We start from the raw sequence: 22,939 nt of genomic DNA, 5'->3' as shown, positions 1-22,939 counted from the left end.
CGCGAAGTGCCGAAACCGGCACACGGAGAGGGGGTCCGACCCGTGGTGACGTCACCCGACCTGGACCGCAGCACCATCCTGCGCGATTCCGCAGCCGCGGTCCGACACCTCGTCCGGATCTGTTTCAAGACCGGGCCGCCCACCCACACCGGCGTCGAACTGGAATGGACCGTGCACGACGCCGCCGATCCCGCCCGCCCTGTCGACGCGACGCGGCTGCGGACGGCGTTGGGGCGGCACACCCCCGCCACGCTGGACGCCGGCAGCCCGGCCGAGCCGCTGCGAAACGGTGGCACCGTCACCCTGGAGCCGGGTGGCCAGTTGGAGATCTCCACCCCGCCCCGCCCCTCGGTCGCCGCGCTGATCAGCGCCACCGAGGCCGATATCGCCCAGGTCACCGACCTGCTGGCCGCCGCCGGGCTGATCCTGGGCCGCAGCGGCATCGACCCCCACCGACGGCCCCGCCCGGTGGTGGAGACCCCCCGTTACCGCGCGATGCGCGACACCTTCGACCGCCGTGGCCCGGCCGGCCGCACGATGATGTACAGCACCGCCGGCCTGCAGGTCTGCCTCGACGCCGGTGAGGCGGACCAGGTCGGTGACCGCTGGGCAGCGGCCCACGCGGTCGGGCCGCCACTGCTCGCGGCGTTCGCCTCCGCCGCCCGACACGCCGGGCGGCGCACCGGTTGGGCATCCGCCCGGATGGCCGCCTGGCTGGCCATCGACCCGGCCCGGACCCGCCCGGTCTGGTCACCCGCCCGTGCCGCTGACGATCCGATCGACGCCTGGGTCAGCTATGTGCTCGCCGCGCCGCTGCTGTGTCTGCGCCGGCGGGACGCCGACTGGGCCGCCCCGCCGGGCGTGACCTTCGCCGACTGGCTCGACGGCGCGTTGCCGCAGTCGCCCACCACCGATGACCTCGACTACCACGTCAGCACGCTCTTCCCGCCGGTGCGACCGCGCGGCTACCTGGAGTTGCGCTACCTGGACGCCCAGCCCGACCGGGACTGGCGGCTGCCGTTGGCGGTGCTGACCGCCCTGTTCGACGACCCGGGCACCGTGCGCGAGGCGTACGCGGTCGCCATGCCGGTGGCGCACCGCTGGTCGGCGGCCGCCCGGCACGGTCTGGCCGACCCGGCGTTGGCCGCCGTCGCGGCGGCCCTGCTCGACCTTGCCCTGACCGCCCTACCCCGACTGGAGTTGCCGGCCAGCACCCACGACGAGATCCAACAAGGGGTACGCCGACGGCTGGCCGCCGCAGAGAGGAGAGACCAGTGAGCGCGAGGAGTGAGCCGGGGTTGCGAGCCTCGCAGTCGCGAACGGAGAGCGGTGTTCACGGGGAGCGGTTGCGCGACCGCATCGCGGCGGAGTTGGCGCGGGCGCGTGCCCGTACCACCTTGTTGACCGAGGTGGTCGACGACGGCGACCTGATGCGCCAGCACTCACCGCTGATGTCGCCGCTGGTCTGGGACCTGGCCCATGTGGGTAACCAGGAGGAGCTCTGGTTGGTCCGTGACGTCGGGGGCCGGGAGCCGGTCCGGTGTGACATCGACGAGTTGTACGACGCGTTCAAGCAGCCGCGTCGGGACCGTCCCGCGTTGCCCCTGTTGCCGCCCGCGGAGGCGCGCGCCTATCTGGCCACGGTTCGGGACAAGGTGCACGACCTGCTCGACGCGGTGGCCTTCACCGAGCGGCCGCTGGTCGCCGACGGGTTCGCGTTCGGCATGATCGTGCAGCACGAGCAGCAGCACGACGAGACCATGCTCGCCACCCATCAGCTGCGTTCGGGGCCGGCGGTGCTGCACGCCCCGCCGCCGCCGGAGCCGTCGGCGCGGGTCGGCGGGGAGGTGCTGGTGCCGGCGGGTGAGTTCATCATGGGCACCGACACCGATCCGTGGGCGTTGGACAACGAGCGCCCGGCGCACCGGGTGGACCTCCCGGCGTACGCCATCGACGCGGCGCCGGTGACCAACGGCCAGTACGCGGCCTTCATCGCCGACGGGGGCTACACCGAGCGGCGTTGGTGGAGCCCGGCGGGTTGGGAGCATCGGGTTCGCGAGCAGCTCAGCGCGCCGATGCACTGGCGTCGCGACGGTGACGACTGGTCGTACCGGCGTTTTGGTCGGTGGGATCGGGTGCGCGCCGATGAGCCGGTGGTGCATGTGTGCTGGTACGAGGCGCAGGCGTACGCGGCGTGGGCCGGCAAGCGGCTGCCGACCGAGGCGGAGTGGGAGAAGGCCGCCCGGTGGGATCCGGCGACCGGGCGGTCCCGTCGTTACCCCTGGGGGGACGACGACCCGTCGGAGGCGCACGCCAACCTCGATCAGCGTCATCTGTGGCCGGCGCCGGCGGGCGCGTACCCGGCGGGTGCGTCGCCGTTGGGTGTGCACCAGCTCATCGGTGATGTCTGGGAGTGGACCTCGACGACGTTCGACGGGCACCCGGGGTTCGCCGCGTTTCCGTACCGCGAGTACTCGGAGGTCTTCTTCGGCGAGGACTACCGGGTGTTGCGGGGTGGCTCGTTCGGCACCGACCGCTCTGCCTGTCGGGGCACCTTCCGCAACTGGGACTATCCGATCCGCCGGCAGATCTTCAGCGGTTTCCGTTGCGCCCGGGACGTGCGACCGGACGAGTCGTACCGGTGAGTGGCCGCACGACCGGTGGCCCGGCGGCGGGCCGTGGGCGCTGATGTGCCGCCACCTGGCCTACCTGGGGCCGCCGGTGACCCTTGCCGAGCTGTTGTTCGAGCCGCCGTACTCGTTGGTGCGGCAGTCCTGGGCGCCGCGCGACATGCGCGGCGGCGGCACGATCAACGCCGACGGGTTCGGTGTCGGCTGGTATCCGGGTGAGGGTGAGCCGGTGCGGTACCGGCGGGCGCAGCCGATCTGGAGCGATCCGACCATCGCGCAGTTGGCCGCGGTGACGCGCAGTGGCGCGGTGCTGGCGGCGGTGCGGTCGGCCACGGTGGGGATGGCGGTGCTCGACGGCGCGGCGGCGCCGTTCGCCGAGGGGCGTTGGCTGTTCAGCCACAACGGTGTGGTCCGCGGCTGGCCGGACAGCGTGGTGCCACTCGCCACCGGTCTGCCCGTGCGTGACCTGCTCACCCTGGACGCGGCCACCGATTCGGCGCTGCTCTGGGCGTTGGTGCGGCATCGGTTGCGCGCCGGCGTCGACCCGGTCGAGGCGGTGGGGCGGACGGTGACCGACGTCGCCGCCGCCGCTGCCGGGTCGCGGCTCAACCTGCTGCTCACCGACGGGCACCGGGTGGTGGCCAGCGTGGCGGGGCACGCGTTGTCGGTCCGCGAGTCGCCGGGTTCGGTGCTGCTCGCCTCCGAGCCGCATGACGACGATCCCGGGTGGCGGTCGGTGCCGGAGGGGCACCTTGTCGTCGCCACTGCGGGCGAGCTGCGGGTACGTCCACTGCCGGCTCCGGTGCGCCGCGCCGGGCAGGCACGCAACTGATCGAACAGAGGAGCGAACCGATGACAGCCGAACCCCTGGAGATCTACCTCGAAGAGGGTGACCTGGAGCGCGGCCTGCGTGACGACGTTCGGGCCGGGTTGAGCGCCGGGAGGAAGTGGCTGCCGCCGAAGTGGTTCTACGACGCGCGGGGCAGCGAGCTGTTCGAGGAGATCACCCGACTTCCGGAGTATTACCCGACCCGGGCCGAGCGGGCGGTGCTGGCCGCGCACGCTGCCGACATCGCGGCGCTGACCGGGGCGAAGACGCTCATCGAGTTGGGTTCCGGTTCGTCGGAGAAGACCCGGCTGCTGTTGGACGCGTTCACCCGCCAGGGTGGGCTGGGCACGTTCGTTCCGCTGGACGTGTCGGTCAGTGCCCTGCGCGGGTCCACCGCCGAGATCGCCGCCGACTATCCCCGCCTGCGGGTCCGGGGCATCGTGGGGGACTTCACCCGGCAACTGGACCGGCTGCCCACCGGCGGTCGGCGGTTGGTGGTGTTCCTCGGCGGCACCATCGGCAACCTGTTGCCCGTCGAGCGGGCCGAGTTCCTCACGGCGATGCGCGCGGCGCTGGAGGTCGGCGACTGGCTGTTGCTCGGCACGGACCTGGTGAAGGACCCGTCGGTGATCGTGCCGGCGTACGACGACGCCGCCGGGGTCACCGCCGAGTTCAACCGCAACGTGCTGCATGTGATCAACCGCGAGTTGGGCGCGGACTTCGACCCGGGCGCGTTCGAGCACGTCGCGGTCTGGGATTCGGCCAATGAGTGGATCGAGATGCGGTTGCGGGCGACCCGGCCGATGAGCGTGCGGGTGCTGGGGCTGACCGTCGACTTCGCGGCGGGGGAGGAGCTGCGTACCGAGGTCTCGGCGAAGTTCCGCCGGGAGGGGATCGCTGCGGAGTTGGCCACCGCCGGCTTCGCCACCCAGGAGTTCTGGACCGAGCCAGACGCCCTCTTCGGCGTCACGCTGGCGCGGGCGCGGTGAGCCTGTTCACCCGACCCGGTCGGGCCGGAGGTGATCCGATAGGCTGACCACGCGAAGGGGAGTAGCCCCCAATGTCGTGGTCGACATACTGGTGCGTTCCGCATCCGGCCACGCGGCCCCGGTTCTGCCGGGGCGGGCGAGACCTTCGACTCAGGCTGTTGCAGCCGGGTCGAGGGCGCCCCTGTCTCCTCCTCCCGGCGTGAACGGGAAGGACGTCATGGAGGGATTTTTCGCCGCGCTGGTCGTCAGCTTCGGCGTCATCTTCGTCGCCGAGCTGGGGGACAAGTCCCAGCTGATGGCGCTGACCTTCGCCACGCGGTTCAAACCGATCCCGGTGCTGATCGGCATCACGGTGGCCACCGCTGTGGTGCATCTGGCGTCGGTCGCCATCGGCGCGGGTCTCGGGGCGGTGCTGCCCACCGAGTGGATCTCCCTGGTGGCTGGCGTGGCGTTCCTCGGGTTCGGTGCGTGGACGCTGCGCGGGGACAAGCTCACCGAGGAGGAGAAGCGCAAGGCCGAGAAGACCAACAAGACCGCTCTGGTGGCGGTGTCGGTGGCGTTCTTCCTCGCCGAGCTGGGCGACAAGACGATGCTGGCCACGATCACGCTCGCCACCAAGTACGGCTGGTTCGGTGTCTGGCTCGGCTCGACGATCGGCATGGTGGCCGCCGACGCGCTGGCCATCCTGGTCGGCCGGATGCTCGGTCGGCGGCTGCCGGAGAAGACCATCAAGTACGGCGCCGCGATCCTCTTCGCCATCTCCGGTCTCTGGCTGATTCTGGAGGCGGTGAACGAGCTGACCTGAGCGCCGACTAGCTGCCCCGTGGGCGGGTAACGGCCCGGGGTGGACCCGGCCGAGTTGTTGCGCCAGGGCGACCAGGTGCTGGTTGCGGTGGTGGAGGTGGCCGGCGCGCTGGTGATCTTCGTTGGCGCGGTGTGGGCGGCGGTGCGGTTCGTGGTCGAGGGGCTGCGACACCGCACCGCCGCCCGCTTCACGCCGATCCGGCTCTCGCTGGGTCGGTTTCTGACCCTCGGCCTGGAGTTCCAGCTGGCGGCCGACGTGCTGCGTACGGCGGTGTCCCCGTCGTTCACGCAGATCGGCCAACTGGCCGCGATCGCGACGATCCGAACGGCGCTGAACTACTTCCTGGGCCGGGAGATCCGCCAGGAGCAGCGTCAGGTGGCTGAGGGCGAGCGTCGGCGGTGACGGGCGTCCTGGTCACGGCGGTCACCGCGCTGGCGCTGGTTGCTGGCGTGGTCACCGCGCTCAGCGCCCGCGCGCTGCGCAGCGGCGTACGCGTCCTGCTGGACCTGCTCACCGCGGCGGGCCTGCTGCGGCTCGCCGGCGATCCGGGTTGGAACGGGCTGGCCGGCGCGGTGGCGATCATCGCCCTGCGTCAGCTGCTCGGGGCGGCGCTGAGCAGGCCAGCACCATGGTCCGGCCGACAATCCCCGGCCCGCTGCGCCGACGACGATCACCACCTACCGTTGGCGTCGACAGGTGAAATCGGTAAATCGGGAGGATGACCAGATGGGTCGGCACGACGAACCGAACGAGTACGGCTTCGCCGGCGGTGCCACCGCTCCGGAGCCGCAGCCCGGCGGGAAGCCCGACGAGCAGGACCGCGCCGAGGCGGTGGCGGTGCCGGGCGACGACCTCACCGGGCCGACCGCCGAGGCGTTGGCCGAGGAGACCGAGGACCTGCCGCCCGCCGACCGTCGCCACTGACCGCCGGCCCCGGGCCGCCGGCGCGGCGACGAGCCCGTGCTCGTCAGGCCGCGTCGTGCGCACCCCGGGTCGGACGGTTCAGCGGGCGTCGGGGTGCTGGTAGACGTCGGGTACGCCGTCCCCGTCGGCGTCCATTCGCTCCCGTTGCGCCACCCTCCGGTACGTCGCGTTGCGGCGGCTGAGCACCGTGGCGGCCAGCCCGGCGGAGATCACCGAGCCGAGCAGGACGGCGACCTTGACCCGGTCGTCGGCGGTGCTGCCCGCGCCGAAGGCCAGGTCGCCGATGAGCAGCGAGACGGTGAACCCGACGCCGGCCAGCAGGGCGATCCCGAGCAGGTCGGTCCAGGTGATGTCCTCGTCCAGTTCGGCGCGGGTGAACCGGGCCAACAGGAACGTCGACCCGAAGATGCCGATGCTCTTGCCGAACACCAGCCCGGCGACGATGGCGATCACGATCGGGTCGCGCAACAGGGCACCCAGGTCGGTGCCGCGCACTGTGACCCCGGCGGCGAACAGGGCGAAGATCGGCACCGCGAGGCCGGCCGACACCGGCCGCCAGCGATGCTCCAGGCGCGCGGCGAGGCCGCCCTGGTCCGCTCCCGCGTCGGCGGTGGCCGGCTGGCCGCCGCCGCGCGGTCGGCGGGCGAGCACCGGGACGCTGAAGCCGAGCAGGACGCCGGCCACCGTGGCGTGCACGCCCGAGGCGTGCATCAGGGTCCAGGCGGCGACCGCGAGGGGGATCAGTGCCCACCACCAGGTACGCCCCCGCTGCACCAGCACCGCGAAGAGCGCGATCGGCGCCAACGCGGCGAGCAACGGAAGGGGTTGGAAATCGGCGGTGTAGAAGATCGCGATGATGGTGATCGCGAACAGGTCGTCGACCACCGCGAGGGTGAGCAGGAATGCGCGCAGGCCCTGCGGCAGATGTGAGCTGACCACCGCGAGCACGGCGAGCGCGAAAGCGATGTCGGTGGCGGTCGGAATGGCCCATCCGCGCAGGCCGTCGCCGCCCGCGCTCAGCACCACCGCCACGTAGATCAGCGCCGGCAGCAGCATTCCGCCGAGTGCGGCCGCCACCGGCAGCGCGGCCCGGCGCGGGTCGCGTAGTTCCCCGGCGACGAACTCCCGTTTGAGTTCCAGGCCCACCACGAAGAAGAAGATGGCCAGCAGGCCGTCCGCCGCCCAGGTGGCCACGTCCAGGTCGAGGTGCCAGGGGGCGCCCGGCCAGGGCACGGCCTGGCTGAGCCGGGTGTACGAGTCGGACCACGGGGAGTTGGCCCAGATCAGCGCGATCACGGCGCCGGCCAGCAGCAGCGCGCCACCGACGGTTTCGGTGCGGAGCACGTCGGCCAGGTGCCGGGCCTCCGGCCAGGACGACCGGGAGAACAGTCGGTTCTTCGGCGGGCGCGGCCCTGATGGCGGGGTGTGGGAGGTCATCTGCGGGCTCACCTAGGGGAGTCGGGACGGCAAAAATCCACTCGCCGACCAGGCTTCCCGGCACACCGTTGTCAACCCTATCCGGCGGCTCGGGCGGGGCGACGGCCGGCCCGAGCGGCTGCCGTCCGATCGGCCGGCGACTTTTTCCCGGTTGTCGCCGCTGCCGAATGGGTGTTTGTCGGGTTGGTCAAGCGGGCGCGCATCACGTCGCCGGAAAATGCATAACTCCGGACATAAGTCGTATGAGCCGCTTTAATGGTTTCACGAGTTTAGAGACGACCTTGGGGGTTTTCGTGAAGTTCTTTGGCGTAACCGGACCGACACGGAGGCGCTCCTGATGGACCTGCTCCGCCAATTGCGCCACGTGCGTCGGCACTGGTGGGTCGCGCTGGTCACGGTCATGGTGGCCCTCGGCGTCTCGGCGTTCGTGACCGTACGGGCCCAACCCCGGTACGTCGCCTCGGTGACCTTCTTCGTCACCACCCCCAACTCGGGCGTCACCGACGCCTACCAGGGCGGGCTCTTCCTGCAACAGCGCGTCAAGTCGTACGCCGACCTGCTCAGCAGCGACCGGCTGGCGCAGAGCGTGGTGGCCGAAACTCCGGTCGGCCTCACCGCCGACGAGGTGCAGCGCCGGGTGAGCACCTCCACCGAGACCGGCACCGTCCTGCTGCGGGCCTCGGTCACCGACACCGACCAGACCCGTGCGTTGCGGGTGACGGAGAGCCTCGCCAGCAAGTTCGTCGAACTCGTCCAGAAGGTCGAGACGACGCCGGAGGGCAAGGCGCCCATCAAGATCGAAGTGGTGAGTGGCCCGCGGGTCAGCGCCAACCCCGTCTCGCCGCAACCGGTGCGCAACCTCGCCCTCGGTGGTCTGATCGGCCTGATCCTCGGCATCGGCCTGGCGATCCTGCGCGGCGTCGCCGACGTCCGACTGCGCGACGCCGCCGGACTGCAACGCGCCACCGCCAGCCCGCTGCTCGGTGAGATCCCGTTCGAGGCCAGCGCCCGCAGCGCCCCGCTCATCGTGGGCGACGCCGCCACCTCGGCGCGGGCCGAGGCGGTCCGCAAGCTGCGCACCAACCTGCGCTTCGTGGACGTCCACGAGCCGGCCCGGGTCATCGCGGTGACCAGCGCCCTGCAGGGCGAGGGCAAGACCACGCTCTCCTGCAACCTGGCCATCGCGCTGGCCGAGGCGGGCTGGCGGGTGCTGCTTGTCGACGCGGACCTGCGCCGACCGAAGGTCGACGACTACCTGGGCCTCGACGCCGGCGTCGGCCTCACCGACGTGCTGGTGGGCGACGTGAAGGTGGGCGACGTCGTGCAGCGCTGGGGAGACAAGTCGCTGTTGGTGCTGCCCAGCGGGTCCGCCCCGCCGAACCCGAGCGAGCTGCTCGGCTCCAAGGCCATGTCGGACCTGCTGCTGGCGCTGCGCGAGTCCGCGGACATCGTGATCATCGACACCGCGCCGCTGCTCGCCGTGACCGACGGCGTGGTGGTGGCCGTGCAGGCCGACGGCGCGCTGTTGGTGACCCAGCAGGGCCGTACCTCGCGCACCCAGGTCGCCGCGGCGGCCCGGTCACTGCACGCGGTTTCGGTCCGGCTGCTCGGCTGTGTGCTGAACATGGCCAAGGTGGCCAAGGCTGAGGCGTACCAGTACGAGGCCTACCGGGTGGTCGCGTCGGCGACCGGAGCCTCGGTGCCGGCCGACCGGGCCGCGTCCGGCCGGCACAGCGAGACCATCACCGGGGTCAACGGCGTCGCCGACCACACCCAGGAACTCACCCGGCTGCCCCGATGAGCGCGGCGAGGGGTCGCAGCGACCGTTCGATCTCCTCGGCGCAGAGTCGGAAGTCGGCGGCGGTGCCGCCGATCGGGTCCCGAAGGTCGTCCGCGTCCGGGGCGGCCGGTTGCAGTCGGCCCCGGGCCTGGGTGGCGGCGGCGATCGCCGCCCCCAGCGGATCCTCGGCCGACCCGACGGGCGGCTCGGCCGCGGCGGCCAGCCGTCCGAACTGGCGCAGCGTGAACGTCCGGTGCAGCGCTCCCGGCGCCAACGCGGTGCAGGCCGAGCGTTGGCGCCGGGTCGCGGTCAGCACGAGCGTCGCGTCGACCAGGTACTCGGGGCGCAGCACCCGGGTCCGGAACGCCGCCGGGTCCGCGCCGCTCTCGGCCGCGACCTCCATGGCGTACGGGTGCATGGTCAACCCGTCGATCGCGTCGGTGCCGGCGCTGGCCACCTCGACGGGTCGGTCGGTCAGCAGCCGACGGGCGAGGTACTCGGCCATTGGCGAACGGCACAGGTTGGCGTGGCAGACGAACAACACGCGATCAGGCATCGGTGCCCCTCTCATCGGTGCGGACGCGGGCGCGCACACCGTGAGGGCGGTGCGTCGACGCCGGTGGCCGCGCAAGGAGGGGTTGTCGGCATCGTACGCGGGCCGCACGCCCACCGGCTGTGCTGCCGCGCCGGCCGACGCCGATCCGCCGCGGACGGGGGTGAACCGGTGAAGATCGGCATCCTGTCGTACCACTTCCCGCCCGAGCCGGCGTTCATCCCCGGGAGCCTCGCCGAGGAGTTGGCCGCGCGGGGGCACGAGGTACGGGTCCTGACCGGCTTTCCGGACTACCCCGGCGGGCACGTCTATCCGGGCTGGCGGCAGCGGTGGCACCACGAGACGCACAGCCAACGGCTCAGCGTTCGACGGGTGCCCCGCTACCCCGGGGGCGCCGCGTCGGTCGGTGGCCGAATGGCCAGCTACCTCTCCTTCGCCGGCAGCGCGGGCCTGGTCGCCCGCCGGTTCCTCGGCGACGTCGACGCGCTCTACGTCTTCCAGCTGCCGGCGACGACGTTCGCCGCCGCCGGGGTGCTCCGGTTGCTGGGCCGGGTGCCGGCGGTGCTGCACGTGCAGGACGTCTGGGCTCGCGACGGCGTCGACGAGCGGGGCGAGGGGCGCTGGGCGGCGCGGCTGGGCGCCGCGATGACCCGGATCTACCGGAGCGCGGCGCGCATCGCGGTCGCCGCGCCGTCGATGCGGGACCTGGTGGTCGCCGCCGGCGCGGACCCGGACCGGGTCCGGATGGTGCTGAACTGGACCGACGAGCGGATCTTCCACCCGGCGACGCCCGGCGCGGCGGCCCGCCAACTGGTCCGCCGCGACGGTCGGTGCGTGGTAATGCACGCCGGGACCATCGGGGCGCGGCAGGGGTTGGAAACCGCGGTCCGGGCGGCTGCGGCGCTGGACCGGACGATGGATCTGGTCCTGGTCGGTTCGGGTGCGCAGGAGCGGCGGGTGCGGGGGCTCGCCGCCGAGCTGGGCGCGGAGAACGTGCGCTTCCTGGAGCGGCGCTCGCCGGTCGACATGCCCGAGCTGTACGCCGCCGCCGACTACCAGCTGGTCATGTTGCGTGACCTTCCGGAGCTGCGTGGCACCGTGCCCGGCAAGCTCCAGGCCGCGCTCTCCTGTGCCGCGCCGGTGATCGCGTCGGCCGGTGGGGACACCGCCGAGCTGGTCGAGCGGGCGCGGGCCGGGTTGTCCTGCCCGCCGGAGGACTGGGCGGCGCTGGCCGACCGGTTCTGGTTGGCCGCCACCATTCCGCCGCCGACCCGTACCGAGATGGGGCGTCGAGGGCGGGCCGCATACCTGCGGGAGATGGCGCTGCCCGCCGGCGTGGACCAGATCGAACGGCTGTTGCACGAGGCGGCCGGGCGGGTCGCGCCCAGCCAGCCGGTAAGTACGAAGAAGACTCATTAAAAGGGCAACAACCGTGATAAGGGTACGAACGTCCCTAAGGCGTGCTAAGAACGTCAGGGAATCGACCTTCTGTCCGGTTCCGTGAACAGGAGTGTGGTGTGACGGTGAGCGAACGACCGACCCGGCGACGGAGCCGGTCCCGGCGTCGTCGGCGTGCCCGACTGCGTCGGGCCCTTCTCGGCGTCCTGGTAGTCGGCTCGCTGCTGCTGGCGACCGGCGGATGGATCGGCTTCCGCGGTTGGCAGGCGCGCGCCCACCTGCTCAACGCCGCCGGGCTGGCCCGGGAGTTGAGCGCCCAGGTGGTCGGTGGGGACAGTGCCCGGGCGCTGCGGACCCTCGCCGCGCTCCAGGAGCAGGCCGGTGCGGCCCGCGCCGCGACCACCGACCCGAGCTGGCAACTCGGCCGCCGTACGCCGATCGCCGGCGACGACCTCGACGCCGTCCGCCAGATCGCCATCGCCATCGACGACCTGGCCCGGCAGGCGTTCCCGACCCTGCTCCGCACGGACCTGACCAGCCTGGTGCCGACCGGCGGCCGGCTGGACCTGGCCCGGCTCACCACCGTTTCCGCCGAGCTGACCCGGGTGAACGAGTCGGTGCAGCGCACCCGCCGGGACCTGGCAGCGGTGCCCGCCGACCGGCTGGTCAGCCAGATTCGGCAGGCGCTGACGGACCTGCGTGACGAGATCGGCCGGCTGTCCAGCCTCACCACGGCCGCCGACCAGGGAGCCCGTCTGTTGCCGCCGCTGCTCGGCGCGAACGGCCCTCGTCGCTACCTGCTCGTCTCGCAGAACCTCGCCGAGCTGCGCGCGACCGGCGGCATGTTCGGCGCGTACGCGATGATCGAGGCCGAGAACGGCGCAGTGACGATGGGCAAGCAGGGCAGCAGCGCCTCGCTCGGTCGGTTCGTCCCGGCGTTGAAGGTGCCCACCGAAACCCGCGCCCTCTGGACCGACCTGCCCGGCATCTACCCCGCCGACGTCAACCTGTCTCCGCACTTCCCGACCGCCGCCACGCTGTACCGCGAGATGTTCCGCCGCAAGACCGGCACCACTGTCGACGGGGTGCTCGCCGTCGACCCGGTGGTGCTGTCCTATCTGCTCAAGGCGACCGGCCCGGTGCTCGTGCCCGGTGGTGTGCCGCTCGCCAGCGAGAAGGTCGTGCAGACGCTGCTCAACGACAGCTACCAGCGGTTGGACCTCAAACAGCAGGACGAGTTCTTCGCGGCGTCGGCCGCAGCGGTCTTCGACGCCTTTTTCAAGAAGAATGTCAACCCGAAGGTGTTGTTGTCCGCATTTGACCGTGCTATTACGGAACGCCGGATATTGTTCTGGAGTGCCCGACCTGAGGAGCAGCGGACATTCGGCGACAGCCGCATGGCCGGAACGCTTCCGGAGCAGGACACCGTGCCAACGGTCGGCGTGTTCCTCAACGACGGCAGCGGCGCGAAGCTCGGCTACTACCTGCGGCCGACGGCGAACCTGACGGTCGGCGAATGCCGGCCCGACGGCCGCCGCGAGCTCCGGCTGCGGGTGACCCTCCGCTCGACGGCGCCGAAGTCCGGACTCACCAAGTCGGTCCTCGGCCTCGGCCTGGCAGGCGATCCGTACACCGCACGCACGTTGGTGTCGATCTTCAGCCCGGCCGGTGGAGCGGTGCTCGAGGCCCGGCTCGACGGGGTCGAGACGGCACTTGGCAGCGGCACCGAACGCCGCCGTCAGGTGGCGACGGCCAGCGTGGACGTCGGCCCCGGTGCCGAAAGGGCGCTGGAGGTCACCGTGCTGACCGCCAAGACCGGCGTCGGGCAGGCCGAGCTGTGGCTGACCCCCACCGCCAGCCCCTGGACCACCCAAGTTCATTCCGCACCAAGCTGTGACCAGTAGGAGGGAACCAATCATGCGGCTATCCCGCATCATCATGGCGCTCACGGTCGGCCTGGCCGTGGTGGCCGTGCCGACGGCAGCGGGGGCGGCACAGCCGCAGCCGGCGCCCAGCGCGACCACTGACCCGCCCCAGCCGCCGCCGTACCCGCCGGCAGCCGCTTCGCTGACCGTCAACCGGCCGACGATCTTCCTCGGCGAGACGGTGTTGCTGACCGGCACCGGCTTCGGCCCGAACGAGACAGTCGACATCTCCGTGACGGTGACCCCGTTGGCCGCACCGGCCGGCGGTCAGGCTCCGGCTCGCCGGAGCGACGGCACCACCGTCGCCATGAAGCCGGTGGCGTACCAGGCGAGCGCGCCCCTGAACTTCACGGCGTACACCAACGCCCAGGGTCGCTTCACCAAGAGCTACAAGCCGTCGGTGACAGGTCTGCTGACCTTCACCGCCACCGGTCGGGAGTCCGGCCGGACCGCCAGCACCGAGCTGCGGGTGCTGCACAAGAAGCAGCCGCTGCCCGTCACGGGTGACAGCCTCGGCACACCCATGAAGCTCGGCGGCGGCCTGGTCGGCGCCGGAGCGGTCATGCTCCTGCTGACCCTGGCCTGGCGTCGCCGCCAGCGCTTCGGTGGTGCGGCGCACTGATCAACCCCCGGGCTGCGCCTGGATCGCACGGAAGCTGGCGCCCGTCGGAACACTCCGACGGGCGCCAGTCCATGGTTTCTGCCTCAAGGGTCGGTGTGTCCGCTTTGTGCACGTTGATGCTGTCGTCCGATGCGTGATCGACTCGGGTTTCAGGAAGTCGGGGCGTCCCGGCGTCCGGGATACCCCGGTTTCCGTGAACCCGAGTGGATCACGGCTGTTGCGGGCCGGTTCGGTGCCGTGGGGCCGTGGTTGTGTGGGTGGTGTGTCGGGTTGTGGGTGTTTGTGGGTGGTGACCGGGCGCACCCGCAGGCCGGAATCATGGCCGGCCCGGGGTCGTTACACATGCGGACGATCGCAGCACCACCGACCCGCACCCCTGGCCGTGAGGTTGGTCGCGCAGGTTGGAATGCCCGCCGCGGCTCGGTCGTTGTGAGCTCCACGAACGACCGCAGGCACCGCCGTGATGGGGGTGTCGACAGGTCGGGCCACCGGGAATGACCCTGGCCGCCGGGTCGTTGTGACCTCCACGAACGACCGCAGGCACCGCCTCCGGGTGAGTGCCGACGGGTTGGGCCGCCCCGGAATGACCCCGGCCCCCGGGTCGTTACACATGGACCCCGGCGCCACGAGCCTCCGCTCGCAGGCCGCCGACCCCGAAGACTTTCCCCTGCAAGTGCAGCGCCGGACGAGGTGCTCACACCCCTTGCCGCCGTTCCCCCCTTGGTGGTGCGGGTGTTCCTACCCCCGAAGGAGCTACCCCCATGAACACGATCTTCCGTAAGAGCATGCTCTCTGTTGCTGGTCTCGCGTTCGCCGGTGGTGTGTTCGCCGGCCCGATCGCCGCCCACGCCAACCCGGCCGTGGACGCCAAGCCCACCGCCGCCGCAATGGCTGTGCAGGCGGCGAAGCCGCAGGGCGACCAGTCCCGGATCACCCTGAACAACGAGCAGACCGCCAACGTCAAGGCGATCATCGCCGCCACGAAGAAGGCCGGCCTGCCCGAGCGCGCCGCGGTCATCTCCATCGCGACGAGCCTGCAGGAGTCCAAGCTGGAGAACCTCGGCCACCTCGGCGATATGAACGACCATGACTCGCTGGGCCTGTTCCAGCAGCGCCCGAGCTCGGGTTGGGGTACCCCGGAGCAGATCACCGACCCCGAGTACTCCACCACCGCGTTCCTCAAGGGCCTCAAGCAGGTCGACGGGTGGCAGGACATGCCCCTGACCGACGCCGCGCAGACCGTGCAGGTCTCGGCCTACCCGGACGCCTACGCCCAGTGGGAGCAGCAGGCCACCGACCTCGTCGCCCAGCACTGGAACAGCTGACCACCAGCACCACCGCACCACCGCACCACCGCAAGAACACCGACCGCTGGCCGGCACCCGCAACCCGGGGTGCCGGCCAGCGGCGTACCCCGGTCAGTTCTTGTGGTTGTGGTTGCGCCAGATGTCGATCAGCGCGGCGATCAGCGCGAGCACGATGATGCCGGTAGCCAGCATGAGGGACCGTTCGAAGGCGGTGGTCCAGTCGTCGCGGCTGTCGGCCAACGACGAGAAGAACAGTGAGCCGACGGCGGCGATGCCGGCCGCGGCGCCGATCCGCTGACCGGTCTGGAGCATGCCGGCGCCGCTGCCCGCCTGATCTACCGGCACTTCGGAGAGGGTGATCGTCTGGTTGGGGGCGATCACCAGTCCGCTGCCGATGCCGGCGACGAGCAGCGGGCCGGCGGTGACCCACGGTGCCGGGGCGTGCGGCGCGAGGTGCAGCGCGATCACGGTCGCGGCCAGCCCGACCACCACGGTGAGCAGGCCGATGGCGACCAGTGGTCGGCCGAAGCGGTTGACGATGCGGCCACCGAGTACGGCGGCGGCGGCCGAGCCCAGGGCGAAGGGGGTGATGGCCAGGCCGGCGACGAGGGCGCTGTAGCCGAGGCCCATCTGCAGGAACAGGGTGAAGATGAAGAAGATCGCGGTGAACCCGCCGAAGTAGACGAGCGCCAGGATCGAGCCCAGGGTGTACGACTGGAGGTTGAACAGTCGAAGGTCGAACAGGGGTTGGTTGCGGCGCGCGTACCGTCGTTCCCAGAGCCCGAAGGCGACCAGCACCGCCAGGCCGGCCGGGATGAGTGCCCACTTCCAGGGGGTGCGCCACTGCTGTTCCTGCACCAGTGGCAGCAGGACCAGCACCACGCCGATGCCGAGCAGCAGGACGCCGACGGGGTCGAGTCGACGCCAGCCGGGTTGACCGGTGGGGCGGCCGGGCAGCAACCGCCAGCCGAGGATCACCGCGAGAACACCGACGGGCACGTTGACGAAGAAGACCCAGCGCCAGCCGTGCTCCTCGCCGCCGACGGCGATGAGCAGCCCGCCGAGCAGCGGCCCGACGGCGGTGGAGATGCCGATGGTGGCGCCGAGCAGCCCGAACGGGCGGGCGCGTTCGGGCCCCCGGAAGAGTTGCTGGATCAGCCCGATGACCTGCGGGTTGACGACGCCGGCGGCGGCGCCCTGCAGCAGTCGGGTGATGACCAGCCAGGTGGGGGAGGTGGCGAGGCCGGCGAGCGCGCTGGTGATGGTGAACAGCGCGATGCCGAAGACGAACGCGTTGCGCCGCCCGCGGGCGTCGCCGAAGCGGCCGGCGGGCACCAGCGCCAGGCCGAAGGTGAGCGCGTACCCGGAGAGAATCCACTGCAGGTTGCTCGGTGAGGCGTGCAACGCCCGGTCGATGGACGGCACCGCGACGTTGACGATGCTCACGTCGAGCAGGGTCATGAACGCGGCGACGAGCCCGACGCCGACGGCCTGCCAGCGTCGCCGGTTCTCGGCCGGGGTGACCGGTTGCGGCGGCTGCGCCGCGCTCATCGTGCCCCCCGTCGACTCTGGGTCACGCATGGTTGACCGCTACCCGGGTCGTCGGGGGGCGAACCGTGCCGGCTGGTTCCGTGGGTCACGCCATCTGGCGGGCGCAGAACCGGGGGCCGAAGTCGAGGCCGGCCATCGGTGAGTCCTCGCGGTGCAGCAGGCCCTTCTCGGTGAGCAGGTGCAGGGGGCTGCCCACCTGTTCCTCGGTGAGCCCGGATTCCTCGGCGATCAGGTCCGGGTAGGGCACCTGCCCGCGTGCCTCAAGGGTGGTGACCGCCTGGTACACCCGTTGCTCGGCCTCCGACAGTGGCACCTGCTGCATGGTTCCTCCTTCGCTCGGCCGCCACTGCGGTGGCGGTTGCCGTGCGCCGGTTACCCCCTCGGTGACCGAAGATGCGCACCCGATCGGGCGGTCGCGACGGCGGGCGGGTCGGCTGGTCGCGTGTCGGTGGTGCCCTAGGCTGCTTCCGTGATCGTTTGGGACCTCGTCGTTGTCGGCGCTGGCCCCGCCGGGCTGTCCGCGGCGCACGCCGCCGCCCGTGCGGGCGTTTCCACACTCGTTGTCGAGCGGGCCGCGCATCCGCGGTACAAGACCTGCGGTGGTGGTCTGATCGGTACCTCTCTGGCGGCCGTCGAGGGTCGGATCGAGGTGCCCGCGCACGACCGGGTGGAACGGGTGACGTTCACCCGCGACGGCCGTCGGGAGTTCACCCGCCGCAACGACAGCCCAGTGGTGACGATGGTGCGCCGCGAGGAGTTCGACGACCGGCTGCGGGCCGCCGCGGTCGCCGCCGGGGCCGAGATGCGGGAGCGGGTCGCGGTCCGCGCTGTCGAGCAGGACCCTGAGGGGGTACGCCTGCGGCTGGCCGACGGTACGACGATCGCGGCTCGTGCCGTGATCGGGGCGGACGGCTCGTCGGGGGTGACCGGCCGGCATGTCGGGGTTCGGTACCGGCAGGTGGATCTGGGTCTGGAGGTGGAGCTTCCGGTGCCGCCCGCCGAGCAGGAGCGGTGGCGGGGTCGGCTGCTGCTGGACTGGGGTGCCATGCCGGGCTCGTACGCCTGGGTCTTTCCCAAGGGTGACCGACTGACCGTCGGTGTGATCGCCGGTCGCGGCGCGGGGGAGGGGACCCGTGACTACCTGCGGCGGTTCGTCGACCGGTTGGGTCTGACCGGGTTGCCGGCGGAGCACGACTCCGGTCACCTGACCCGGTGCCGTGCGGAGGATTCACCGTTGCGCAACGGCCGGGTGCTGGTCGTGGGGGACGCGGCGGGGCTGTTGGAGCCGTGGAGTCGGGAGGGCATCAGCTTCGCGTTGCGGTCCGGTGCGTTGGCCGGTGCGGCGGTCGCGGGCGGTGATCTGGCGGGGTACGAGCGGGCGGTGGCCGAGCGTCTGCTGCCGGAGATGCGGGCGGGGTTCCGGCTGCTCGACGTGTTCACCCGCCGACCGGATGTGTTCCACGCCCTGTTGGCGACCCCGCCGGGCTGGCGGATGTTCGTGCAGTTCTGCCAGGGGCGGGCGAGCTTCGACGAGATGTTGCGCCGCCGCCCCATCCGGGCGGCCCTGGCGGTGCTGGATCGGTTACCCGCCCCGCGCCGGGCGCCCGCTATTCACCCAGGATCCTAGGATGCCTTACGCGACGTGCGCCCAGCCACTGGTGTCCAGCGGGCGGGGCGCTGGACAATCGCAGAAGAGCCAGGAGGTGCCGATGACCGAGCAGCCGTTCACCGACGACGAGTACGCGTTCCTGCGCCACGTACGGTTCGGGCAGTTGCCGCTCGCCGCCCGCCCCGATCAGCGGGTCGAGCTGACCGAAACCGAGTCACGAAGCGATCAGCCCGAGGTGTGGGACGACCCGGTCCACTGGAACCTGCGCCACGCCGGCTGACAACGCACGACGGACCGCGGGTGTCGCCACCCACGGCCCGTCGATGGTGCGTTGAGGTCAGAAGACCGGCACGCCCTCGCGTACCAGCCGCCAGTTGGGCTGGAAGAAGTCGGCCGGGTCGATCGTCCCCTTGGCCTGCGCCCAGTCGATGAGCAGCTGGCGGATCTCCTGCTGCGCGTTGTAGACCTGGGTCTTCACGATGCCGGGGAAGTTGCCGCCGCCGCTGCGCCGGTAGTTGTTCACCGCCACCACGAACTGGGCGTTGTCGGCCACCGGAGTGTCGGTGCCGGCCAGCACCAGGCGGGTGATCCGCTGCCCGACCGGCTTGGAGATGTCGATGTCGTAGTCGACGCCGGAGAAGACGTCGTAGTTGTAGTCCGGCACGGCCGGGTCACTGATCTGCTCCGGGTCGACCGGCGTGCCCGGCGCCAGGGTGCGGAAGAACTTCGCCGAGTACTCCAGGTACGCGCGCACCTCGGCACCGCTGAGCACCACCGCCTCGAGGGTGTTGTCGTACACGTACAGGCCGGCCACGTCACGGATCTTGACGTCGCCGGCGGGGAAGACGGCCGTGCGGCTGAACGGCGCCGCGATCGACAGCACCGGCAGGTCCGCGTACGCGGTGCCGGCCAGCGCCGCGCCGACCCCCTCGGTCTGCACGTGGTTGATGAAGTCCAGGATGGGGGTGTCCTTGTACCGCGACTCGGCCGCCGACAACTCCACTGTCGACTGCGCGACCACCTGGTTGACGTACGCGATGGTCTTCTGGTGTTGGGCCCGCACGGCCGCGAGCACCTTCGGGTCCTCGACCACCGTGTTGGTGTTCAACATGGTGGCGGCCTTCTTGGTGATCGTCCACCGACCGCGCTCGCGGGCCAGGGTGAAGTCCATCCGGGTGAGCCGCTGGCCCCACTTCGACGGCTCGGAGAGCAGCACCTGCGCACCGGTCCGCTCGTTGGTGACGAACCGCTCGACCACCTCGTTGTGCGCGTGGCCGAAGAGGATCGCGTCGATGCCCGGCACCTGCTGGGCGATCAGCGCCACCGGGTTCTCGTTCGGCAGCTCCGGGCCGTAGCTGGAGGTGCCGCTGTCACCGCCGTGCGCGGAGATCAGCACCAGGTCCGCACCGCGGGCCCGCATGATCGGCACCCACTTCGCGGCGGTCGCGATCATGTCGTCGAAGCGCAGCTTGCCCTCGACGTTGCCCTTGTCCCAGATGGCCACGCCGGGGTTGGTCAGCCCCAGGATGCCGACGCGCAGGGTCGGCGCGGCGAAACCGAGGGAGACCTTCTTGATGACGTACGGCAGGAAGGCCGGCTTGCCGGTCTTCGCGTTGACCGCGTTCGCGGCGAGCGCGGGGAAGCCGAGCTGGCGGATCCACAGGTCCAGCAACGGTAGACCGTAGTTGAACTCGTGGTTGCCCAGGGTCACCGCGTCGTAGTCGATGACGTTCATCGCCCGGGCCATCGGGTGCTTCTCCCCGGTGGCGGTGATCGGTTCCTGCTTGGCGTAGTACGTGGCGAGCGGCGTGCCCTGGATCGTGTCGCCGGCGTCGAGCACCAGCGTCGCCTTGCCGCGCCGCTCCCGACGGATCTGGTTGATCAGGGTCGCCAGCTTCGCGACGCCGATGTCGTTCTGCTTGCTGTCGTCGTACTCGGCGTCGCGGTAGTAATCCCAGTTGTAGACGTTGCCGTGCGTGTCCGACGTGCCCAGGAGGGTGAGGTCCCAGGTGCGCGGCCGGGCCGGGCCGGCCGCCTGCGCGGGCGCGGCGGCGATCAGCGGGGTGGTCGCCGCCGCCGCTGCGGCGACGAGCACCTGGCGGCGCGACGGGCCGGATCCAGAGGTCATGACGTGCCTTTCCATGGGGGTGGACGCGCCTCGTGAGCGCCTTGCGCACCATAACCAGCAGCTGACACTCCCGCCACGCCAGCCCCGGCAGCTGCAACGGTTTCCGCAGGCCGACCCAGGGTAGGGCGATCACGACGACATTCGCGGGAGAGCCCCACCTCCCGCGCGCGACGAGGAGATGGCAGCAGTGAGCGAGGACCAGCACACCCCACAGGACCCGACCAGCCAGTACGGCCAGCAGTCCGGCCAACCCGCACAGCAGCAGTCGGCGCCGGGCGCGACCGCGGAGATGACCCCGAAGCCGGACCACGGGGAGGAGTCGTACCGGGGCAGCGGCAAACTCGACGGCAAGCGGGCACTGATCACCGGCGGTGACTCCGGGATCGGTCGGGCGGTCGCGATCGCCTTCGCCCGGGAGGGCGCGGACGTCCTCATCTCCTACCTTGGCGAGGAGGAGGACGCCGACGCCCGGGAGACCGTCCGGCTGATCGAGGCCGCCGGGCGTCGAGGCATCGCGGTACGTGGCGACATCACCGACGAGGCGCACTGCCAGGACCTGGTCGACCGGGCGGTGCGGGACCTGGGCGGCCTCGACATCCTGGTCAACAACGCGGCGTACCAGATGTCGCAGGACAAGGGCATCCTCGGGATCAGCACCGAGCAGTTCGACCGGGTGTTCAAGACCAACCTGTACGCGATGTTCTGGCTCTGCAAGGCCGCCATCCCGCACCTGGCCGAAGGGGCGGCGATCATCAACACGTCGTCGATCCAGGCGTTCGACCCGTCGCCGCAGTTGCTGGACTACGCGACCACGAAGGCGGGGATCGCCAACTTCACCAAGGCCCTCGCCGCCGACCTGGCCGAGCAGGGCATCCGGGTCAACGCTGTCGCACCCGGTCCGGTGTGGACGCCGCTGATCCCGGCCACCATGCCGAAGGAGAAGGTGGAGCAGTTCGGCACCGACACCCCGGAGGGACGCCCCGGGCAGCCGGCCGAACTGGCACCCGCGTACGTCTTCTTCGCCTCGCAGGAGTCCAGCTACGTCACCGGCGAGATCCTCGGCGTCACCGGTGGTCGACCGACCAAGTGATGACCCGCCCGGGTGGGCGTCGTGCGGACGCCCACCCGGCGCGGTCGGGCCTACTCCGGTGATGCGGTGTGGTCGGGCGTGGGGTCAGCGCGGCCAGCCGGCGAAGCGTTGTCGGATCTCGGCGACGTCGGCGGCGCCCAGGCCGTACCGGCCGAAGCGCTGGTCGGAGAGCCGGTCCAGGTAGCGGCCGGCGGCGCGGACGTCGTCCGGGTCCAGCGCGGGGTCGACCTGGCGGGCCAGCACCAACAGCTCGGTCACGTCATAGTGGTCGAGAGCCGCGGCCACGTCGATGAAGTCGCGAACCTCTCGCCGGTTGACCAACGCCGCGATCTTGTTCGCCACCAGGTCACGGACGTCCATCACCGGGCCGAGGTCCATCACCACCGGGCTCTGCTGGCGGTCCAACCGGGCGAGGCTGAGCCGGATCTGCCGTCCGTCGCGGCTCACCAAGAAGTCCTTCATGTCCTGCTCGTACCCGTCGAACAGCTCGGCCAGCTCACTGTCCGGGTCGGCGTCAGTGACGAGGAACCCTGCCCGCTCCAGGGCCACGCGCACCCCGGCGGACGCCGCCGCCGCGGCACCCTCCACGTCCGCGAAGAGGTCGACGTCCTCCGTCGGCCGGGCGACCAGACCGTGCGCCGCCCACGCCACGCCACCACCCAGTACGAACCGGTACGGCCCGGCGGCGGACAGCGCCACCCGGGCCACCTGCCGGTAGAACTCGTGCAGATGAGGTTCGGTCACGCCGTACGCAGGCCGCGGTGCCGGCTCTCCCACGCCTGGCGTACGCCCCGAGGCAGGTTGAGCAGTCGCCACACCCGGCGCAACGTCCGCCCGTTGATCAGGGCGCGCAGATCCTCGGCCCGGGTGGTCTCGCGAAGCACGTTCTCGTACATCCAGAGCAGCTGGTCGGGGTCGCCGAGGTCGAAGGTGCGCTCGGCGTTCCACATCAGCCGCACCGGCAGCTCCACCACGCCCCGGGTCGGACCGGCCAGCTCGGCGAGCGTCCGCGCCACCACAGCGGGACGACCCGGGCGGGCCAGAAAAGCCACGCCGGTCGCGGTGGGGGAGACGGCCTGCATGGTGTCAGGGTAACGCCCACCCGGGCCGGTGTCGCTCAGGCTGATCCCATCGGGCTACCGCAGACGCCCCACCCGACCCTGTTCGCCGCGATGTTTGTCCGGTTATGCACCAGCCGCGCTCATCAGCCGATGCGTGATCGACTCGGGTTTCATGAAGTCGGGGTGTCCGGCCGTCCGGGATGCCCCGACTTCCTGAAACCCGAGTGGATCACGCGTGTGCGGGCCCGGTTCGGTGCCGCGGGTTCGTGGTTGTGTGGATGGTGTGTCGGGTCGTGGGGTG

23 protein-coding genes are annotated in these 22,939 nt (G+C 71.4%); 16 read left to right on the top strand and 7 right to left on the bottom strand.

All coding sequences use genetic code 11. The features are described from left to right. Nucleotides 1-42: 42 nt before the first annotated feature. The 8 genes from egtA (at nt 43) to QCZ28_RS29185 (ending at nt 6,177) form a co-directional block, all read left to right on the top strand. On the top strand, nt 43-1,278 hold the full coding sequence (egtA, locus tag QCZ28_RS29220) for an ergothioneine biosynthesis glutamate--cysteine ligase EgtA (protein WP_279519626.1): 1,236 nt from the start codon (nt 43-45) through the stop codon (nt 1,276-1,278). Between the two features lie 20 nt (nt 1,279-1,298). Continuing rightward, a complete protein-coding gene (egtB, locus tag QCZ28_RS29215; RefSeq protein WP_279519663.1) occupies nt 1,299-2,645 on the top strand; it encodes an ergothioneine biosynthesis protein EgtB in 1,347 nt (448 codons plus the stop codon). A 43-nt stretch (nt 2,646-2,688) separates the two neighbouring features. Further along, nucleotides 2,689-3,462 carry an ergothioneine biosynthesis protein EgtC gene (gene egtC, locus QCZ28_RS29210; RefSeq protein ID WP_279519625.1) on the top strand — a complete coding sequence of 258 codons (774 nt, stop codon included), beginning with the start codon at nt 2,689-2,691 and terminating at the stop codon, nt 3,460-3,462. A 20-nt stretch (nt 3,463-3,482) separates the two neighbouring features. Continuing rightward, nucleotides 3,483-4,448: an L-histidine N(alpha)-methyltransferase gene (gene egtD / locus QCZ28_RS29205; protein WP_279519624.1), complete on the top strand. Its 966-nt coding sequence runs from the start codon at nt 3,483-3,485 to the stop codon at nt 4,446-4,448. A 217-nt stretch (nt 4,449-4,665) separates the two neighbouring features. Then, entirely contained in the window at nt 4,666-5,253 is a 588-nt protein-coding gene (locus tag QCZ28_RS29200; RefSeq protein WP_030338044.1) for a TMEM165/GDT1 family protein, read from the top strand. A gap of 39 nt (nt 5,254-5,292) precedes the next feature. Next, nucleotides 5,293-5,655 carry a DUF1622 domain-containing protein gene (locus QCZ28_RS29195; RefSeq protein WP_279519623.1) on the top strand — a complete coding sequence of 121 codons (363 nt, stop codon included), beginning with the start codon at nt 5,293-5,295 and terminating at the stop codon, nt 5,653-5,655. Next, a complete protein-coding gene (locus QCZ28_RS29190; protein WP_156058029.1) occupies nt 5,652-5,975 on the top strand; it encodes a hypothetical protein in 324 nt (107 codons plus the stop codon). Before QCZ28_RS29195 ends, QCZ28_RS29190 begins: the two co-directional genes overlap by 4 nt. Before the next feature lie 4 nt (nt 5,976-5,979). Beyond that, nucleotides 5,980-6,177, top strand: a complete 198-nt coding sequence (locus tag QCZ28_RS29185; RefSeq protein ID WP_030338041.1) for a hypothetical protein — start codon at nt 5,980-5,982, stop codon at nt 6,175-6,177. 78 nt (nt 6,178-6,255) lie between these two features. Here the strand turns inward: QCZ28_RS29185 and nhaA are convergent, their stop codons facing one another. Continuing rightward, on the bottom strand, nt 6,256-7,614 hold the full coding sequence (gene nhaA / locus QCZ28_RS29180) for a Na+/H+ antiporter NhaA (RefSeq protein WP_279519622.1): 1,359 nt from the start codon (nt 7,612-7,614) through the stop codon (nt 6,256-6,258). Nucleotides 7,615-7,951: 337 nt separating this feature from the next. Here nhaA and QCZ28_RS29175 point away from each other — a divergent pair, with 337 nt between their 5' ends. Continuing rightward, the gene (locus QCZ28_RS29175; RefSeq protein WP_279519621.1) at nt 7,952-9,415 is read left to right on the top strand and encodes a polysaccharide biosynthesis tyrosine autokinase; all 1,464 of its coding nucleotides are present in this window, start codon (nt 7,952-7,954) and stop codon (nt 9,413-9,415) included. Here the strand turns inward: QCZ28_RS29175 and QCZ28_RS29170 are convergent. Beyond that, nucleotides 9,396-9,950: a low molecular weight phosphatase family protein gene (locus QCZ28_RS29170; protein WP_279519620.1), complete on the bottom strand. Its 555-nt coding sequence runs from the start codon at nt 9,948-9,950 to the stop codon at nt 9,396-9,398. The genes QCZ28_RS29175 and QCZ28_RS29170 overlap by 20 nt on opposite strands. Before the next feature lie 168 nt (nt 9,951-10,118). On the opposite strand from QCZ28_RS29170, the gene QCZ28_RS29165 reads away from it, so the two are divergent. From QCZ28_RS29165 to QCZ28_RS29150, 4 genes are all read left to right on the top strand, one after another. Continuing rightward, on the top strand, nt 10,119-11,366 hold the full coding sequence (locus QCZ28_RS29165) for a glycosyltransferase family 4 protein (RefSeq protein WP_279519619.1): 1,248 nt from the start codon (nt 10,119-10,121) through the stop codon (nt 11,364-11,366). A gap of 104 nt (nt 11,367-11,470) precedes the next feature. Further along, entirely contained in the window at nt 11,471-13,249 is a 1,779-nt protein-coding gene (locus tag QCZ28_RS29160; RefSeq protein ID WP_279519618.1) for a DUF4012 domain-containing protein, read from the top strand. A 13-nt stretch (nt 13,250-13,262) separates the two neighbouring features. After that, nucleotides 13,263-13,892, top strand: coding sequence for a hypothetical protein (locus QCZ28_RS29155; protein WP_279519617.1), 630 nt, complete (start codon nt 13,263-13,265; stop codon nt 13,890-13,892). A gap of 761 nt (nt 13,893-14,653) precedes the next feature. Further along, nucleotides 14,654-15,217 (top strand): hypothetical protein, encoded by a 564-nt coding sequence (locus QCZ28_RS29150; protein WP_279519616.1) that lies wholly within the window; start codon nt 14,654-14,656, stop codon nt 15,215-15,217. A gap of 93 nt (nt 15,218-15,310) precedes the next feature. On the opposite strand, the gene QCZ28_RS29145 is transcribed toward QCZ28_RS29150, so the two are convergent. Together QCZ28_RS29145 and QCZ28_RS29140 are read right to left on the bottom strand one after the other, a co-directional pair. Continuing rightward, nucleotides 15,311-16,750 carry an MFS transporter gene (locus QCZ28_RS29145; RefSeq protein ID WP_279519662.1) on the bottom strand — a complete coding sequence of 480 codons (1,440 nt, stop codon included), beginning with the start codon at nt 16,748-16,750 and terminating at the stop codon, nt 15,311-15,313. Nucleotides 16,751-16,835: 85 nt separating this feature from the next. Further along, on the bottom strand, nt 16,836-17,072 hold the full coding sequence (locus QCZ28_RS29140; protein ID WP_210859535.1) for a hypothetical protein: 237 nt from the start codon (nt 17,070-17,072) through the stop codon (nt 16,836-16,838). Nucleotides 17,073-17,219: 147 nt separating this feature from the next. Here QCZ28_RS29140 and QCZ28_RS29135 point away from each other — a divergent pair, with 147 nt between their 5' ends. After that, nucleotides 17,220-18,377, top strand: coding sequence for a geranylgeranyl reductase family protein (locus tag QCZ28_RS29135; RefSeq protein ID WP_279519615.1), 1,158 nt, complete (start codon nt 17,220-17,222; stop codon nt 18,375-18,377). 1 nt (nt 18,378) lies between these two features. Continuing rightward, the gene (locus tag QCZ28_RS29130; protein WP_279519614.1) at nt 18,379-18,639 is read left to right on the top strand and encodes a hypothetical protein; all 261 of its coding nucleotides are present in this window, start codon (nt 18,379-18,381) and stop codon (nt 18,637-18,639) included. 57 nt (nt 18,640-18,696) lie between these two features. Here QCZ28_RS29130 and QCZ28_RS29125 read toward each other — a convergent pair whose 3' ends face one another. Continuing rightward, entirely contained in the window at nt 18,697-20,487 is a 1,791-nt protein-coding gene (locus tag QCZ28_RS29125) for a 5'-nucleotidase C-terminal domain-containing protein (RefSeq protein WP_279519613.1), read from the bottom strand. Nucleotides 20,488-20,674: 187 nt separating this feature from the next. Here QCZ28_RS29125 and QCZ28_RS29120 point away from each other — a divergent pair, with 187 nt between their 5' ends. Beyond that, nucleotides 20,675-21,577 (top strand): SDR family oxidoreductase, encoded by a 903-nt coding sequence (locus QCZ28_RS29120; protein ID WP_279519612.1) that lies wholly within the window; start codon nt 20,675-20,677, stop codon nt 21,575-21,577. An 84-nt stretch (nt 21,578-21,661) separates the two neighbouring features. Here the strand turns inward: QCZ28_RS29120 and QCZ28_RS29115 are convergent, their stop codons facing one another. Both QCZ28_RS29115 and QCZ28_RS29110 read right to left on the bottom strand, forming a co-directional pair. Further along, a complete protein-coding gene (locus QCZ28_RS29115; protein ID WP_279519611.1) occupies nt 21,662-22,321 on the bottom strand; it encodes a nucleotidyl transferase AbiEii/AbiGii toxin family protein in 660 nt (219 codons plus the stop codon). Continuing rightward, on the bottom strand, nt 22,318-22,659 hold the full coding sequence (locus QCZ28_RS29110; protein ID WP_279519610.1) for a hypothetical protein: 342 nt from the start codon (nt 22,657-22,659) through the stop codon (nt 22,318-22,320). The genes QCZ28_RS29115 and QCZ28_RS29110 overlap by 4 nt, the downstream gene beginning before the upstream one ends. Between the last annotated feature and the right edge of the window lie 280 nt (nt 22,660-22,939).

The organism is Micromonospora sp. DH14 (assembly GCF_029809455.1).
In the GTDB taxonomy this organism is placed as follows: Bacteria; Actinomycetota; Actinomycetes; order Mycobacteriales; family Micromonosporaceae; genus Micromonospora; species Micromonospora parva.
Note: the sequence above shows the minus strand (reverse complement) of the source record. Positions and strands in the feature narration are given on the sequence as shown.